The 15,908-nt window shown below is 60.1% G+C and carries 16 protein-coding genes; 12 read left to right on the forward strand and 4 right to left on the reverse strand.

What is annotated here, in order from left to right:
• Positions 1 to 9: 9 nt before the first annotated feature.
• Genes DT594_RS09245 through DT594_RS09280 form a run of 8 tightly spaced genes read left to right on the forward strand, consistent with a single transcriptional unit; the run spans position 10 to position 6,641 of the window.
• Entirely contained in the window at positions 10 to 1,287 is a 1,278-nt protein-coding gene (locus DT594_RS09245) for an NAD(P)/FAD-dependent oxidoreductase (RefSeq protein WP_149332403.1), read from the forward strand.
• Positions 1,284 to 1,871, forward strand: coding sequence for a DUF3261 domain-containing protein (locus DT594_RS09250; RefSeq protein ID WP_149332404.1), 588 nt, complete (start codon positions 1,284 to 1,286; stop codon positions 1,869 to 1,871). The genes DT594_RS09245 and DT594_RS09250 overlap by 4 nt, the downstream gene beginning before the upstream one ends.
• Entirely contained in the window at positions 1,856 to 3,046 is a 1,191-nt protein-coding gene (locus DT594_RS09255; protein WP_149332405.1) for a beta-ketoacyl-[acyl-carrier-protein] synthase family protein, read from the forward strand. Before DT594_RS09250 ends, DT594_RS09255 begins: the two co-directional genes overlap by 16 nt.
• Positions 3,043 to 3,534, forward strand: coding sequence for a hotdog family protein (locus DT594_RS09260; protein ID WP_149332406.1), 492 nt, complete (start codon positions 3,043 to 3,045; stop codon positions 3,532 to 3,534). Before DT594_RS09255 ends, DT594_RS09260 begins: the two co-directional genes overlap by 4 nt.
• Positions 3,531 to 4,256 carry a 3-oxoacyl-ACP reductase FabG gene (gene fabG, locus DT594_RS09265; protein WP_149332407.1) on the forward strand — a complete coding sequence of 242 codons (726 nt, stop codon included), beginning with the start codon at positions 3,531 to 3,533 and terminating at the stop codon, positions 4,254 to 4,256. Before DT594_RS09260 ends, fabG begins: the two co-directional genes overlap by 4 nt.
• Positions 4,256 to 5,512 (forward strand): beta-ketoacyl-ACP synthase, encoded by a 1,257-nt coding sequence (locus DT594_RS09270; protein ID WP_149332408.1) that lies wholly within the window; start codon positions 4,256 to 4,258, stop codon positions 5,510 to 5,512. Before fabG ends, DT594_RS09270 begins: the two co-directional genes overlap by 1 nt.
• Positions 5,513 to 5,554: 42 nt before the next feature.
• On the forward strand, positions 5,555 to 6,010 hold the full coding sequence (locus DT594_RS09275) for an excinuclease ATPase subunit (RefSeq protein WP_246164599.1): 456 nt from the start codon (positions 5,555 to 5,557) through the stop codon (positions 6,008 to 6,010).
• Complete coding sequence (locus DT594_RS09280) at positions 5,991 to 6,641, forward strand: 4'-phosphopantetheinyl transferase family protein (RefSeq protein WP_149332409.1); 651 nt, start codon at positions 5,991 to 5,993, stop codon at positions 6,639 to 6,641. The genes DT594_RS09275 and DT594_RS09280 overlap by 20 nt, the downstream gene beginning before the upstream one ends.
• Before the next feature lie 61 nt (positions 6,642 to 6,702).
• Here the strand turns inward: DT594_RS09280 and trxB are convergent, their stop codons facing one another.
• On the reverse strand, positions 6,703 to 7,650 hold the full coding sequence (trxB, locus tag DT594_RS09285; RefSeq protein WP_149332410.1) for a thioredoxin-disulfide reductase: 948 nt from the start codon (positions 7,648 to 7,650) through the stop codon (positions 6,703 to 6,705).
• Between the two features lie 267 nt (positions 7,651 to 7,917).
• Here trxB and cysZ point away from each other — a divergent pair, with 267 nt between their 5' ends.
• Both cysZ and DT594_RS09295 read left to right on the forward strand, forming a co-directional pair.
• Positions 7,918 to 8,661, forward strand: coding sequence for a sulfate transporter CysZ (gene cysZ / locus DT594_RS09290; protein ID WP_149332411.1), 744 nt, complete (start codon positions 7,918 to 7,920; stop codon positions 8,659 to 8,661).
• 53 nt (positions 8,662 to 8,714) lie between these two features.
• Positions 8,715 to 9,917, forward strand: coding sequence for a glycosyltransferase family 4 protein (locus tag DT594_RS09295; protein WP_149332412.1), 1,203 nt, complete (start codon positions 8,715 to 8,717; stop codon positions 9,915 to 9,917).
• A 37-nt stretch (positions 9,918 to 9,954) separates the two neighbouring features.
• Here the strand turns inward: DT594_RS09295 and DT594_RS09300 are convergent, their stop codons facing one another.
• The 3 genes from DT594_RS09300 to DT594_RS09310 form a co-directional block, all read right to left on the reverse strand.
• Positions 9,955 to 11,064: an NADH:flavin oxidoreductase gene (locus DT594_RS09300; RefSeq protein WP_149332413.1), complete on the reverse strand. Its 1,110-nt coding sequence runs from the start codon at positions 11,062 to 11,064 to the stop codon at positions 9,955 to 9,957.
• Between the two features lie 75 nt (positions 11,065 to 11,139).
• Positions 11,140 to 11,751: a TetR/AcrR family transcriptional regulator gene (locus DT594_RS09305; RefSeq protein WP_425460532.1), complete on the reverse strand. Its 612-nt coding sequence runs from the start codon at positions 11,749 to 11,751 to the stop codon at positions 11,140 to 11,142.
• A 150-nt stretch (positions 11,752 to 11,901) separates the two neighbouring features.
• Positions 11,902 to 12,387: an FKBP-type peptidyl-prolyl cis-trans isomerase gene (locus DT594_RS09310; protein ID WP_149332414.1), complete on the reverse strand. Its 486-nt coding sequence runs from the start codon at positions 12,385 to 12,387 to the stop codon at positions 11,902 to 11,904.
• A 151-nt stretch (positions 12,388 to 12,538) separates the two neighbouring features.
• Here DT594_RS09310 and DT594_RS09315 point away from each other — a divergent pair, with 151 nt between their 5' ends.
• Positions 12,539 to 13,726, forward strand: coding sequence for an acetate/propionate family kinase (locus DT594_RS09315; protein WP_149332415.1), 1,188 nt, complete (start codon positions 12,539 to 12,541; stop codon positions 13,724 to 13,726).
• A gap of 25 nt (positions 13,727 to 13,751) precedes the next feature.
• The gene (pta, locus tag DT594_RS09320; RefSeq protein ID WP_149332416.1) at positions 13,752 to 15,884 is read left to right on the forward strand and encodes a phosphate acetyltransferase; all 2,133 of its coding nucleotides are present in this window, start codon (positions 13,752 to 13,754) and stop codon (positions 15,882 to 15,884) included.
• Positions 15,885 to 15,908: the final 24 nt, after the last annotated feature.

Genomic DNA, 15,908 nt, shown 5'->3' on the forward strand with positions numbered 1-15,908 from the left:
GCCACCAGTATGGACAAGCCCGCAGCGCAGATTGAAAACACGGACGTCGCCATCATCGGCGCTGGCCCTGCCGGTGCCGCTGCCGCGGCATGGCTGGCACGCAAAGGCCTGCGGGTGCATGTGATCGAGCGCACGCAGTTTCCTCGCTTCTCCATCGGCGAAAGCCTGCTGCCGCAATGCATGGTGCACCTGGAAAATTGCGGCCTGCTTGAAGCCGCAACCGCGGGCGGTTTTCAGGTCAAAAATGGCGCCGCCTTTACCTGGCGGGGCTCGGACACTGCTATCGATTTCCGTGACAAGTTTAGCCCCGGACCCGGCACTACCTGGCAGGTGGAACGTGCCGACTTCGATCAGCGCCTGATTGAGGGCGCCGTTGCCGCTGGCGCCAGTGTCGAGTTCGATACGCGGGTCGAAGATTTTCATGCCGACCCGGTGGCGCCCCGCCTTACCCTGGTCGATGCCCAGGGCCACAGCCGCCAGTTACAGGCACGCTTTGTTCTCGACGCCAGTGGCTATGGCCGGGTGCTGTCGCGGCTGGCCGGGCTGAGCAAAGCATCGACGCTGGAGTCCAGATGCGCTCTGTTCACGCACATTGAAGATCGGATTGACTGTTCCGACTATGACCGGGAGAAAATCCTTATCGGGCTGCATCCGCAGCACGCGGGCGTGTGGTACTGGCTGATCCCGTTCAGCAACGGCCGTGCCTCGGTAGGCGTCGTCGCCAGCCAGGAAGCATTACAAGCCGCAGGAGCAGATGACGAAAGCCGGCTTTGGCACTTTATCGGTCAGGAGCCGCGCCTTGCCGCACTGCTAGCCCGCGCGACCCCGGTACGGGATACCGGCAGGCTTGAGGGCTATTCTGCCGACGTCACAAGCCTGCATGGTCCCGGATTCGCGTTGCTCGGCAATGCCGGCGAGTTTCTCGATCCGGTTTTCTCTTCGGGGGTAACCATTGCGCTTGATTCCGCTCTGCGCGCAGCCCCGCTGGTGGAGCGCCAACTGCACGGCGACAGCGTGGATTGGCAGACTGAATTCGAGCAACCGCTACGTCGGGGGGTCGCCACCTTCCGCGAGTTTGTCGAAGCCTGGTACGACGGGCGGTTGCCGCGCATCATATTCAGCGCGAACCAGCCGCCCCGTATTCGCCAACTGATCAGCTCGGTACTGGCCGGCTACGCCTGGGATCTAGCCAACCCCCTGGTTGCCGCCAGCAAGCGTCGGCTTGACGCACTGGCCGCCTCAGTGACCGAGTCGTCCGTGCCCGCTGCGCAGCAACCGGACACATGATCATGGCCGCAGTTCTTCCAAGGTTCGCCCGCCGGGCCTGCGCCCTTGGTGTCCTGGCGCTGATACTGCTGGCCGGTTGCGCCGGCAGAGCCGAGCAGGCGGCCTTGCCCGACCTGACGAGGCTCGCCCCGGAGCCAAAACGCATGGAACGGCTGATTATTGAATCAGCCAAGCACAATCAGGAATTGCTCGGCGTCATTCAGCACGACCATGACTCGCTGCGCATGGCCCTGCTGAGCCCGCAAGGCCAGCGGCTACTGACGCTGGTAATGGACAGCGACGGCGCAAGATTTTTGCCCGATGCGCTTTTCGAGCCGCCGTTTTCCGCACACTGGCTTGCCAGCAGGCTGGCCTGGACCCTCTGGCCCGTGGCGGAGCTGGAAAACCAGTTCCAACACAGCGCCTGGTCCGTGCGGCGAGACGATTCGGGACACAGCGTTTATCATCGGGGTCAAAGGGTGGCCAGTATCAAGCTGTCTGAGCAATGCAAACTTATCGACGACATTCAGACAGGTCATCGCCTGTATATCATCCCGATTGAATTAGCCGGTCAAAATAAAGAGCTTTTATGTCCACCCGTTTGACGCCATGCCGCCTATCAACCCCCGCGCTGATCTGTTCGCTGGGAAGCGATCTCGCCAGCATCAGCAGCGCGCTATTCAGCGGCACCCGCGGCTTTACCCACGACGATGGCTTTACCCCTGGCCGCCCCCTACCCCTGGGGCGGCTGCTGGCAGATCTGCCGGACACGGCCAGCTGGCCGGCAGAGCACCGCTCGCGCAACAACCAGCTACTCGCTGCAGCCCTTGAACAACTGCAGCCCGAGCTCGAGGCTTTCCGCCTGCGCCAGCCACAGGCGCGTATCGGCGTGATTCTCGGCACCAGCACGTCGGGGATCGGCGAAACCGAAATAGCCCTGCGCCAACGCCTGCAAGACCAGAGCTGGCCGACTGATTTCCGCTATCAACGCCATGAGATCGGCTCGCCCGCCCGTTTTGTCGCTGAGTGGCTGCAGCTACCAGATGCACCTGCCTATACCCTTTCAACCGCCTGTACCTCCAGTGCCCGCGCCTTGGCCAGCGCCTATCGAATGCTCGCGGCCGGGCTCTGCGATGCGGTGATTGCTGGCGGAGCGGACAGCCTGTGCGGTCTGACGGTCAACGGATTTGCTTCACTGCAGGCGCTGAGTGACGAGCCCTGCCAACCCTTCACCCGTGACCGCGACGGGATCAACCTCGGTGAAGCTGCCGCGCTTTTTCTGGTTACCAAAGAGACCGGTGGCATACAACTGGCCGGCTATGGTGAAACCAGTGATGCCTACCATATCTCGGCACCGCATCCCGGCGGGGAAGGCGCCATCGCCGCCATGCAGGCGGCTCTGCACATGGCGCAGGTACCGGCCGCCGAGATCGATTACCTGAACCTGCACGGCACCGCGACACGCCAGAACGACGCCATGGAAGCTCTGGCGGTAGATCAGGTGTTCGGCGGCGCCTTGCCTTGCAGTTCCACCAAAGCACTGACCGGCCACACCCTGGGCGCCTGCGGCGCGCTGGAAGCAGGATTCTGCTGGCTGTCGCTGCACGCGGGCAAGCTGCCACCGCAGGTGCATGACGGCCCCATCGATGCAGAAATACCACTGCTCACCTACGTAGGCGCCGCCGCTGCTGAACCTGCGCGCCGTTATCACCGGGCAATGAGCAACTCCTTTGCCTTCGGCGGCAATAACATCGCCCTGCTTCTGGAGCGCTGCGAATGACCACCACCTACCATGCCAATGTGACGCTGCCCTGCCCTATTGCCCCCTATGTGCCGCATCAGCGCGGCATGTGCCTGCTGGATAGTATCTTGCGCGTTGATGCGGAATGTCTGCGCGCCCAGGTAGTGCCGACCAAAGCGGACGTATTTGCCACAGCCTGGGGCATCCCAGGATGGGTAGGCCTGGAGTGGATGGCCCAGGCCGTTGCCGCCTGGGCCGGCGTGCAGGAGCGGGCAGAAGATCGCCCTCCCCAGGTTGGTTTCCTGCTCGGCAGCAGGCGCTATGACTGCAGCCGCGAATATTTCCCGTTCGGGAGCCCGGTATTGGTCGATATCAAGCAGGACTTCAGAGCCGCCAACGGCCTGGCGGCCTTTCATTGCCAGTTGCTGGATGAACATGAAAACCCGTTGGCCAGCGCCGTACTCAGTGTGTTCCAGCCTGATTCGGAAGAGGCGCTGGCAGCAATGCAAAAAGGAGAACAACCATGAGCAATACCATACTGGTAACGGGATCCAGCCGCGGCATCGGTAGAGCCGTTGCGTTACGCCTGGCACGTGACGGGTTTGATATCGTCCTGCATTGCCGACAGCAAAAGGACGCTGCAGCAGCAGTGGCAGCAGAGATAGAAGCCCTCGGCCGACAGGCGCGCATACTCTGCTTTGACGTCGCTGATCGCCAGGCCGCCTGTGCAGCCCTGGAAGCCGACGTGGAAACACACGGCGCCTATTATGGTGTGGTATGCAATGCCGGCATCACCGCCGACGGCGCCTTTCCTGCCCTGAGCGACAGCGATTGGGACAGCGTCATTCACACCAATCTCGATGGTTTCTACAACGTATTGAAGCCGCTGTGCATGCCAATGATACGGCGGCGCAAGCCAGGGCGTATCGTGGTCATGTCTTCGGTGTCCGGCATCATGGGCAATCGTGGGCAAGTCAATTACAGCGCCTCGAAAGCGGGCCTGATTGGCGCGATGAAAGCCCTGGCAGTAGAGCTGGCGAAACGCAAAATCACTGTCAATTGTGTCGCCCCGGGGCTGATTGATACCGAGATGGTCGAGCAGCATGTGATCGACGAAGCGCTCAAGGCCATTCCCATGCAGCGCCTGGGTTCCGCTGAAGAGGTCGCCGCCACCGTCGCCTTTTTATGTTCGGCGGATGCCGGTTACATTACCCGGCAGGTCTTTTCGGTTAACGGAGGCATGTGCTGATGACTGATACTCGACGCCAGGACGGGCTTGGACGCCGCGTAGTGGTCACCGGTATGGCTGGCTTTTCCCCGATAGGCAATGATTGGGCGACGATTCAGGGCCGACTGGATCGCGCCGAAACGGGTATACGCTATATGCCCGACTGGTCGGAATACGACGGCCTGCACACGCGGCTCGGCGCGCCGGTCAGTGATTTCAGTTTGCCCGCGCAGTACAACCGGCGGGTGTTGCGCAGCATGGGCCGCGGCGCCCAGATGGCCACCCGTGCTACGGAACTGGCGCTGATCGACGCCGGATTGCTCGACAGCCCGTTGCTCACCAGCGGCGATATGGGCATCGCCTACGGTGCTTCAGCCGGCGAACCCGATGCAGTGGCGGACTTCGGCAATATGCTGCTGAACAAATCCACCGACGGTCTTAATGCCAATTCCTATATACGCATGATGGCGCATACCGCAGCGGTGAACATCGGCGTGTTTTTCGGCATGCGCGGCCGCATCCATACCACGTCAAGCGCCTGCACCTCGGGCAGTCAGGGCATAGGCTATGCCTACGAGGCGATCCGTTTTGGTCGACAAACAGCGATGGTGGCCGGCGGCTGCGAGGAGCTTTCTGCCGCTGAAGCCGCGGTATTTGACACCTTGTTTGCTACCAGCACGCGCAATGACGCACCCCACACCTCGCCTCGGCCATTCGACAAGGATCGAGATGGTCTGGTGGTGGGTGAAGGTGCAGGTACGCTGATTCTTGAAGAGCTGGAGCATGCGCTGGCGCGCGGCGCGACCATTCACGCGGAAATTCTAGGGTTTGGTACCAACAGCGACGGCCGGCATGTGACGCAACCCGATGCGGCGATGATGGAGCAGGCTATTCGACTTGCCCTGGCAGATGCCAACCTGAGTGCGGAGCAGATCGGTTATATCAGCGCACATGGCACTGCTACCAGTCTGGGGGACGTTGCCGAGAGCCAAGCCACCCACGCCGTGTTTGGCCAACACGCAGCCATCAGTGCACTCAAGAGTTTTACCGGGCATACCCTGGGTGCCTGCGGTGCGCTGGAAGCCTGGGCCGCGATCGAGATGCAGCGCAGCGGACGTTTTCATGTCTGCGCCAATCTGGAGTCCCCAGACCCCGCCTGCGCGCCGCTGGACTATATTATCGGTGAACCGCGGCAGCTCGACTGCCCGTACGTGATGAGCAATAATTTTGCTTTCGGCGGTATCAATACTTCAATCATTATTGGTCGCTGGGATTGAACTCCGCTCCGCCAACCTGAAAACCAACAAAAGGGAATAATCATGCATAAAGGAATGAATACGCTGTCATTGGCTATCGGCGGTCTGCTGATCGCGTTGCTGGCGCCATCGGCACAGGCGCGGGACACGGTGCATATGCTGTCGGTGGAATCCGCCATGAATACGCCTGATGCGAAACAGAAGCTTGACCCGTCGATCAAGTTCATCTTCGCCGACGCCCCGCACGGCAAGGTGCTTGAGGAGCACGGCAATTTTGTTACCAACAAGAAAACCAATGCCTTTGGCAAAAGCGATCAGGCCGCCTGCAACTGGGTGATGCTGTCCGCGCTGCTGTCTTTGCAGGACCGCGTCAGAACGGAAGGCGGCAATGCGGTTATCAACATTGAAAGCTATTACAAGCAGCAGCCGAACGTGTCGCGCACCGAATTCGAGTGTCACGCCGGAGCGATCATGGCTGGAGTCGCACTACGGGGCGACGTTGTCACCCTCGCTGAATAAACTCCAGGAAAGCTCTCCACGGCTGTTACTGGCTGGCGGCGACCTGGTCAACGAGCATGCCGCCAGCCACAACGGACCAGCCTACTCCAGCTACGCCCGCGAGCTTCTCAGCGAGCTCGCTACGCAACTGGGCATGCATTGCCCCCCTGCACTCTGGAGCGCTCGCGGCCATGGCAAGCCCACCCATCCTGGCCTGCATTCGGGATGGTACGCCAATATCACCCACAAAAAGGGTCGGGTAGTAGTCGGCTTGGCCGATCGCTGTTTCGGGATTGATTTGGAATACGCGGCAGCGCGCCGCACTGCCCGGCTTGACGCGCTGATCGACCAACTGCCGGAGCCCTGGGTCAGGCAGCGCATACGTGAAGCCGACTCGAGAGTATCTGCTTTCTATCAGAGCTGGACGTTGTACGAATCGCTGTTCAAACACGCCAGCCACACCCCGCATCCTGCAGAGAACCTGTTTGCCATGCGCTTACATACCCTCGCCGAGCGCAGGTTGGATTGCGCAGTCTGGCAGGGCGATCAATGGACACTGGCCTTAGTCAGCGAGGGCCGAATGAGCCCCCACCCCAACCCTGCAACGCTGTTCCCCGGGTTGCAGCCGACCAGGGTTTTTATTCTGGACTGAGTAGCCGATAAAAAAAGCCTCCATAGCAGGAGGCTTTATTCACAGCTGACCAAACCGCCGCTTATTGCTCGTCGAGATACCGCTCGGCATCCAATGCGGCCATACAGCCGGCACCGGCTGAGGTAATTGCCTGGCGGTAAATGTGGTCAGCCACATCGCCCGCGGCAAATACGCCCGGCACGTTGGTCGCAGTGGCATTGCCTTCAGTACCGCTGTGGATCTTCAGGTAGCCATCTTTCATGTTCAGCTGACCTTCGAACAGGCTGGTATTCGGCGTATGACCGATGGCGATAAACACGCCCGCCAGCTTCACGTCCTCGGTCCCACCAGCATTCAGCGCCAGGCGCATGCCGGTGACACCGCTGGCATCGCCGAGCACTTCATCCAGCGTCGCATTCAGTTTGAGCTCGATCTTGCCTTCGGCAACCCGGGCCATCAGCTTGTCGATCAGAATCTTTTCTGCGCGGAAGGTTTCGCGGCGGTGCACCAGCGTGACCTTCTTGGCGATATTGGCCAGGTACAGCGCCTCCTCAACAGCGGTGTTACCACCACCGACTACTGCGACATCCTGGTTGCGATAGAAAAACCCGTCACAGGTGGCGCAGGCGGAGACACCCTTGCCCATAAAGGCTTCTTCGGATGGCAGACCGATGTAGCGCGCAGAGGCGCCAGTGGCGATGATCAGCGCGTCGCACTGATATTCACCCTGGTCACCCCAGAGGCTGAAGGGACGCTTGCTCAGATCGACCTTGTTGATATGGTCGAAAATGATCTCGGTCTCGAAACGCTCGGCATGCTCACGCATGCGCTCCATCAGCGCCGGACCCTGCAGACCTTCGACATCGCCCGGCCAGTTATCCACTTCAGTGGTGGTGGTCAGTTGACCGCCCATCTGCATACCCGTGATCAGCACCGGCTTCAGGTTGGCACGTGCCGCATAAACAGCGGCGCTGTAGCCCGCCGGGCCGGAACCCAGGATGATCAGCCGGGTGTGACGTACTTCAGACATACTGCCTCCAGAACACCGCGCTGGCGGTGCAAATAATTAAACTAACGACCCGCCAGCCAGGTACGGCTGGTAACCTGACGACCAAACAACAAGTCAGGACCATGGTTTTTGATTGCGTGCATGTTAGGGCAGCGACGGGCCTTTGAAAATGCCAAAGCTTGTATCAGCCGGATAGTTTACCCCTATAGGGCAGGTATAGTGATAATGCACAGACGATGCTGAGCAAACCCGACTTAGCAGCGATCCATTTACTCAAGGACAGTAGCAATGCCAGAACTCATCATCCCCATGCGCGGCCCTGATTACCTGCGCGAGGGCTGGAACAGAATACGCCAGCCAGGGCTCAAGCGTTTTCTGGTGATACCGCTCATTCTCAACCTGGGCGTATTCATCGCCTTGATCAGTTGGGGCGTAACCCAGTTCAATCTGCTGATGGCTCGCCTGATGGGCACTCTGCCGGAGTGGATGGCCTTTATCGAGTGGTTGCTCTGGCCACTGTTTGCCCTGGTCGTGCTGGTTGTGCTGTTCTTCGGCTTCAGCGTGGTGGCCAACCTGATTGCCTCACCCTTCTACGGGTTCCTCGCGGAAAAGGTGGCCGAGCAGGAACGTGGGCTGGTCAGTCCGCCCACGGGGTACAAGGAAATTCTGCTGGTAGTGCCGCGTAGCCTGGGCCGCGAACTGCGCAAGATCAGCTACTACCTGCCGCGGTTGATCGGCTTGCTGTTGCTGACGCTGATTCCAGTGGTCAATCTTGTTTCCTCACCCCTATTGCTGCTGTTCGGCGTATGGATGATGGCGGTGCAGTACGTTGACTACCAGGCGGATAACGATCAAGTCAGCTTTATCGATATGCTGCGCTGGATGCGCGGCAGGCGCACCCTGGCCTTGAGCTTCGGCCTGCCGGTGTACTTCGGCATGCTGATACCGCTGGTAAATCTGCTGGTCATGCCTGCAGCCGTGGCCGGCTCCACCTTGCTGTGGATTCGCGAGCGGCCCCAGCCGCTGCCATAAATCTGTCACGCTATTGTCACACCGGCATCATTGGCTCACATGACAATATCGGCATGATCGATAACATTGCGGCAAACCAGCGCTTTGCGCTGGTGACTGAAACCTACTCACCACAAATCAATGGCGTGGCCAACACCCTTGGCCGGCTTGTCGACGGCCTGTTGCTGCGCCATCACGCAGTGCAGCTTGTGCGCCCGGCCCAGACCGGCGAAACCATCGGCCGCGACTTACGCGGGGCCTTCAGCGAACTGCGCGTGCGCGGGCTACCTATCCCTGGCTATCCCGAGCTGCAATGGGGTTTACCTGCCAGCGTCAAATTGCAGCGTTTATGGCGGCGCGAAAGACCTGACGCGATCTACCTGGCCACCGAGGGTCCGCTGGGCTGGTCAGCTCTGCGGGTGGCACGACGCATGGGTATCCCCGTGATCAGCGGCTTTCATACCAACTTTCAGCAATACAGTGATCATTACGGCTTGAGCCTGTTTCACAAACCGATGATGAGCTATTTGCGCTGGTTCCACGGCCGGACACAGCTCACGCTGACCGCCAGCCCTGCCCAACAACGCGAGCTTATGCGTGCCGGCATGCAGAATCTGGCGCTGCTAGGACGCGGTGTGGACTGCGAGCGCTTCCATCCTGGCCACCGCAACAGCGCATTGCGAGCCAGCTGGCAAGTCGCTGACACTGACCTGGTGTTGTTGCATGTGGGGCGCCTTGCGGCGGAAAAGAATCTGGGCTTACTGGTTCAGGCCTGGCAACGGCTGCAGCAAAACCAGGTGCCCGGCTCACCCCGCTTGCGCCTGGTCATCGTCGGTGACGGGCCTTCGCGAGCAGACCTGCAGCGGCAGTTGCCTGATGCTGTTTTCACCGGCGCCTTGGTCGGCGAGCCGCTCACACAGGCCTATGCCAGTGCCGATCTGTTTGTGTTCCCCAGCGTGACCGAAACCTTCGGCAATGTCGTCACCGAGGCAATGGCCTCGGGCCTGGCGGTATGCGCTTTCGACCTGGCAGCCGCGCACCAGCATATAAGAGACAGGTTCAGTGGCTGCCTGGCGGCGGAGGGCCATGAAAGTCTGTTCCTGGAAAACCTGGACTGGTTGATCAAAGATGCAGAGGGGCGGCGCAGCATACGTATGCACGCCAGGCATCGCGCCAGCCAGTTGGGTTGGGGCGACGTGGTACAACGTTTCGAGGGGTATTTGCTGAAGGCTGCCACCAGGCAGCCCGCAGGTTTGCCAGCACTACTGGGGAAGTAGCGCTGGCAGTAGTTCAACTTGAGCCAGAGCCTTCAGCTCAAGCAAGAGTTTTCAACGCTTCGCGGCTGAACGGCAGAATGTCGGCAAAGCGGCCTTCGCGCACTTTGTCGGCCCACTGCGGATCAACGATCAAAGCGCGACCCACGGCAACCAGATCGAATTCGCCCTGACCCAGGCGCTCAAGCAAACCGTCGATATTGGCGGTTTCGGCGACCTTGTCGGTCTTGACCATGAACTCCAGGAACTCGCCATCCAGACCCACACTACCGACGGTAATGCAGGGCTTGCCGGTGATGTTGCGTGTCCAGCCCGCCAGATTAAGCGGTGAACCGTCGAATTCCGGCTCCCAGAAACGGCGCTGTGAGCAATGGAAAATATCCACGCCGGCATCAGCCAATGGCTTGAGGAAGGCTTCGAGCAGATCGGGCGTGGGTGCCAGACGCGCACTGTAGTCCTGCTGTTTCCACTGGGAGAAACGGAAGATAACCGGATAATCCGGGCCGACCGCATCACGTACGGCGCTGATGATCTCAACCGCGAAGCGCGCGCGGTTTTCCATGCTGCCGCCGTACTCGTCGGTACGCTGGTTGGTGCCGTCCCAGAAAAACTGGTCGATCAGGTAGCCGTGCGCGCCGTGCAGCTCGATAGCATCAAAACCGATTTCCTTGGCATCCTTGGCTGCCTGGGCGAAGGCCTTGACCACGTCCTGGATATCGTCGTGGGTCATGCCATGCACCAGCTCTTTACCGTCCTTGACCTTCTCCATCGGGCCGTAACCCGGTACATCGCCGTCCGGTGGCGTGCCCAAGCGGCGCACATTACCTACGTGCCACAATTGCGGAGCAATCTTGCCACCCACCGCGTGTACGGCATCGACTACTTTCTTCCAGCCGGCCAGGGCTTCTTCGCCATGGAACGCCGGTACATCCGGGTAGCCATTGGCGGCCTTGTGACCTACCGTGGTGCCCTCGGTGATGATCAGGCCAACACCTGATTCAGCACGGCGACGGTAGTATTCCACTACCTGTTCGCCAGGGACGCCGTTGGGCGAAAAGTTGCGCGTCATCGGCGCCATGACGATGCGATTGCTCAGGCTCAAAGGGCCGAGTTCAAAGGAGGCGAAAAGCGGGCTGGTATCAGCGGACATACAAGTACTCCGTATATAATTAATCGTCTAATACGACAGATGGTTGACCGGTCGTCTTGTTCGGGTTTGGGCAGTTCAGGGACGTAATAATCTTTCCAGTTGAGCGATAAAAACCCGCAAAGGGGCAATCTGCCGGTCTACTTTCATGCGCAGCAACGCACCTTCCCACGCTGCACCAATAAAAGTGCCCAGGGCCTGGGGGTCCTGGTCAGCAGGCAGTTCACCGGCGTCCCGGGCCTGCGCCAGACAATCAGCCAATACCTGGCTGGAGCGGTTGAGGATGGCGCTGGCGGCATAACCTATCGGCTGGCTGTCACCGGCTTTCTCATGGCAGAGGCTACCGATGAAGCACTGATGACTCGGCTCGATCTGGTTGGCAAAATAGCCGACCAGGTCGCGATAGAAGCGCAACACCCGCTCGCGCGGCGAAGCGTCCTCGGCCTGCAAGGCAGCGGCAAAGCGCTCCAGACGCGGGGTGTAATAGTAATGCAGCGCCTGGATGGCAAAATCTTCCTTGCTCTCGAAGTAATGATAGAAAGAGCCCTTGGGCACACCGGCGCTCTGGGTAATTTCCTGTACCCCAGTACCGTTATAACCCTTGAGCAACATGACTTCAGTTCCGGCCGCAAGAATGCGTGCACGTTTATCCTGGATAGCGTTCATGCCAATCACTATACGACCGGTCATGTTTTATTTATAGCGCCATATGGTTTTATTGATTTGATTGATGGCGGAAAATAATGCGCGCTAAGCCACGGGCCGTGCATGGGATGAATTCAGTTATAAAAAAACCGGGAATATCCCGGTCTTTTTGGAGCTTGAAGCTAGCGCGGCAACTTAGTGCTCGACGCCGCCTTCACCATGGATATGACCATGGGCAAGCTCATCTTCAGTGGCTTCGCGTACGCCGGCGACCTTAACTTCAAACGTCAGGCGCTGGCCTGCGAGCGGGTGGTTACCGTCGACAGTCACTTCGTCACCTTCTACGGCAGTAATAGTGACGATCTGCATGCCGCCGTCAGGACCGGAAGCGTGAAACTGCATGCCGACTTCCAGCTCGTCGACGCCTTCGAACATGTTGCGACCCAGTACAGCGACCAGTTCAGCACTGAATTCGCCGTAGGCGTTTTCTGGCTCAACGGAAACTTTCAATTCATCGCCGACCTGCTTGCCATCAAGCGCCTGCTCCAGACCGGGGATAATATTGCCCGCGCCATGCAGGTAAACCAGCGGGCCACCACCAGCGGAAGAATCCAGTACTTCGCCTGCATCATTGGTCAAGGTGTATTCAATCGATACGGCTTTGTTGGCAGCAATCTGCATAATCTGATACCTGTCTTTTTGCGTGAAGCGCGCCAGTTTACGCCAATTGACCCCATAACGCACGGGTTGACCGATGCACGGCCACCCGTGAAGATGACTGAAACGGTGCCACAATGCGCACTCAAGCTGGCTGGAAGGGAGTTATCAATCAATGTCAGACCGACTGGTCCTGGTGATCAATTGCGGCAGTTCGTCGATCAAATTCGCCTTGCGCAGCGAGCTTCACTCCTCAGCGCTGTTGAGTGGTCTGGCCGATCGTCTGGGCAGTAACAAGGCCACGCTGACCTGGCAGAATGCAGATAACAAGGAAACCTTGGCGCTGGCGGACGGCGAACACGCGACCGCGCTGGCCGCACTGCTGCCGCTGATCGAGCGCCACGCTAGGCAGCCGCTCAGTGCCGTCGGCCATCGGGTGGTGCATGGCGGTGAGCACTTTACCGGGGCGCAGATCATCGATCAGCAGGTACTCGACGCCATCCGCGCCAACGCCCCGTTGGCGCCGCTGCATAACCCGGCCAATCTGGCCGGTATCGAAGCCGCCATGCGTGTGTTCCGACAGATCCCGCATATGGCGATCTTCGACACCGCCTTTCATCAGAGCATGCCCGCGCATGCCTACCGCTACGCTCTGCCCGAGGCGCTGTATACCGAGCATGGCATTCGCCGTTACGGCTTTCATGGCACCAGCCATCAGTATGTCAGCGCCCAGGCCAGCAAACTTGCCGGCCTGCAGCCGAACAATGGCGCCTGGCTTAGCGCCCACCTGGGCAACGGCTGCTCCAGCTGCGCCGTGCTCGACGGGCGCAGCCAGGACACCAGCATGGGGCTTACACCGCTGGAGGGATTGGTCATGGGCACACGCAGCGGCGATGTCGATCCCAACCTGCATGCCCATCTGGCCAGAACCCTGAACTGGGATCTGCCGCGTATTGAAGCCATGCTTAACCGCGAAAGCGGCCTTTTAGGCCTCTCCGGTTTGACCAATGACATGCGCCAACTGGAGCAGGCGCGCAGTGAAGGCCATACAGGCGCGGCGCTGGCGATCGACGTATTCTGTTATCGTCTGGCACGCTCATTGATGGGACTGGCCGCCGCACTGCCGCGTCTTGATGGCCTGATCTTTACCGGCGGCATTGGCGAGAACTCCGCCCTGGTGCGCGGCAAAACGCTGGAACATATGACCGTGCTCGGGCTCAAACTCGACACAGAGCGCAATACATCGGCGCCGCGGGGTCAGGCATGCATGATCAATCATTCCGACTCACCGGCTATCATGGTGATACCCACCGACGAAGAGCGCCAGATCGCGGACGAGAGCCTGGCCTTGATCCCACACTGACACGCCCCACCAGACAGGACGTTACATGCATACCTTCTTTATTGCTCCTACCGGCTTCGGCGTCGGCCTGACCTCAATCAGCCTGGGCCTGATTCGCGCGCTGCAGCGCACCGGCCTGCGCGTACATTTTCTCAAACCCATCGCCCAGCCACACCCGGGTGACACCGGCCCAGAACGGTCCAGCGAACTGATCAGCCGCACGCTCGGCCTGACTCCGCCGACACCGCTGACCTTGCCTGAAGTCGAACATCGCCTGGCCAATGGTCAGCTCGACGAAGTGCTCGAAGATATCATCAGCCTGTTCCAGCAAACCGCGGCAGACGCCGATGTGGTGATTGTCGAAGGCATGGTGCCGACCCGGCAGGCCAGTTACGCCGCCCGCATCAATCAGCACCTGGCGCGCAGCCTGGACGCCGATGTGATCCTGGTCACCGCGCCGGATGACCAGGACATGGCCAGCTTGGCCGATCGTATCGAGATCCACGCCCAGGGCTTCGGTGGGCCACGCCACCCCAAGGTGCTTGGCGTAATCGTCAACAAGGTGCGCAATCTGGAAATGCGCGAAGATCCGCCATCGGACCGCGATGCGCTCAAGCGCACACTGAAAGAGTACGCGCTGGCACTGAAGCAGGAATCAAGCGTCCTCAATACCGAAGAGTTTCGTCTGATCGGCTGCGTACCCTGGCAGGACGAATTGAACGCGCCCCGTACCTCCGACGTCGCCGCCTTACTCGACGCGACGATATTGCATCCCGGCGACATGCAGCACCGCCGCGTGATGGACATTGCTCTCTGTGCGCGTACGGTGCCGAATATTGTTGAACGCCTCAAGCCCGGCACGTTGATCGTCACGCCGGGCGATCGCGATGACGTGATCATCGCCGCCAGCCTTGCCGCGCTGGCCGGCACGCCACTGGCCGGGCTGTTACTGACCAGCGATTTCACTCCAGATGCCCGAGTTATGCAGCTGTGCCAGCCAGCACTGGATGGCGGCCTGCCGCTGCTCGCCGTGGCCACCAACACCTTCAACTCCGCCACCCGCCTGGATCGCATGAATCGTGAAATCCCGGTGGATGATCAGGAGCGCGCCGAGCTGGTAACCGAGTACGCAGCATCACACATAGACCATGCCTGGCTGGCCAAACGCTGTGACACCCCGCGCGAGCTGCGCATGTCACCCCCGGCCTTTCGCTACCAACTGATGCGCCGCGCCCAGCAAGCGGCAAAACGCATCGTGCTGCCGGAAGGCGACGAACCACGCACCGTACAGGCCGCTGCCATCTGCCAACGCCGCGGCATTGCCCAGTGCATCCTGCTGGCCAAACGCGAGTCAGTAGAAGCAGTAGCGCGCGCCCAGCACATCACCCTGCCCGAGGGTCTGCAGATCATTGATCCGGAAAGTGTGCGCGAGCGGTACGTGCTGCCGATGGTCGAGAGGCGCAAGGGCAAGGGTCTGAATGCACCCATGGCCTTGCAGCAACTGGAAGATAACGTGGTACTGGGCACCATGATGCTTGCTCTGGATGAAGTTGATGGCCTGGTGTCCGGCGCCATCCACACCACAGCCAATACCATTCGCCCTGCTTTTCAGCTGATCAAGACAGCACCCGGCTACAACCTGGTGTCTTCAATCTTTTTCATGCTGCTCCCCGAACAGGTACTGGTCTACGGCGACTGCGCGGTGAATCCTGACCCGAACGCCGAAGAACTGGCCGAGATCGCCATTCAAAGTGCTCGCTCGGCAGAAGCCTTCGGCATTCCGGCGCGGGTGGCGATGATCAGTTACTCGACCGGCGAATCGGGAACCGGCCTGGATGTCGAGAAAGTACGCGAAGCCACGCAGATAGCCAAAAAACGCGAGCCGGCATTGTTGATCGACGGTCCGCTTCAGTATGATGCTGCCGCCATCGCCAGCGTCGGCGCACAAAAAGCGCCAGACAGCCCGGTGGCCGGCAAGGCCACTGTGTTCGTGTTCCCCGACCTGAATACTGGCAACACGACCTACAAGGCCGTGCAGCGTAGCGCCAACGTGGTCAGTGTCGGCCCGATGTTGCAGGGCCTGCGCAAGCCGGTAAATGACCTGTCTCGCGGCGCGCTGGTGGATGACATTGTCTACACCATCGCTCTGACCGCCATTCAGGCCGAGATGAATGAATAGATTCGAGCCAGCACTACAGACTGG

This window comes from Halopseudomonas laoshanensis, assembly GCF_008365385.1.
GTDB classification, from domain to species: domain Bacteria; phylum Pseudomonadota; class Gammaproteobacteria; order Pseudomonadales; family Pseudomonadaceae; genus Halopseudomonas; species Halopseudomonas laoshanensis.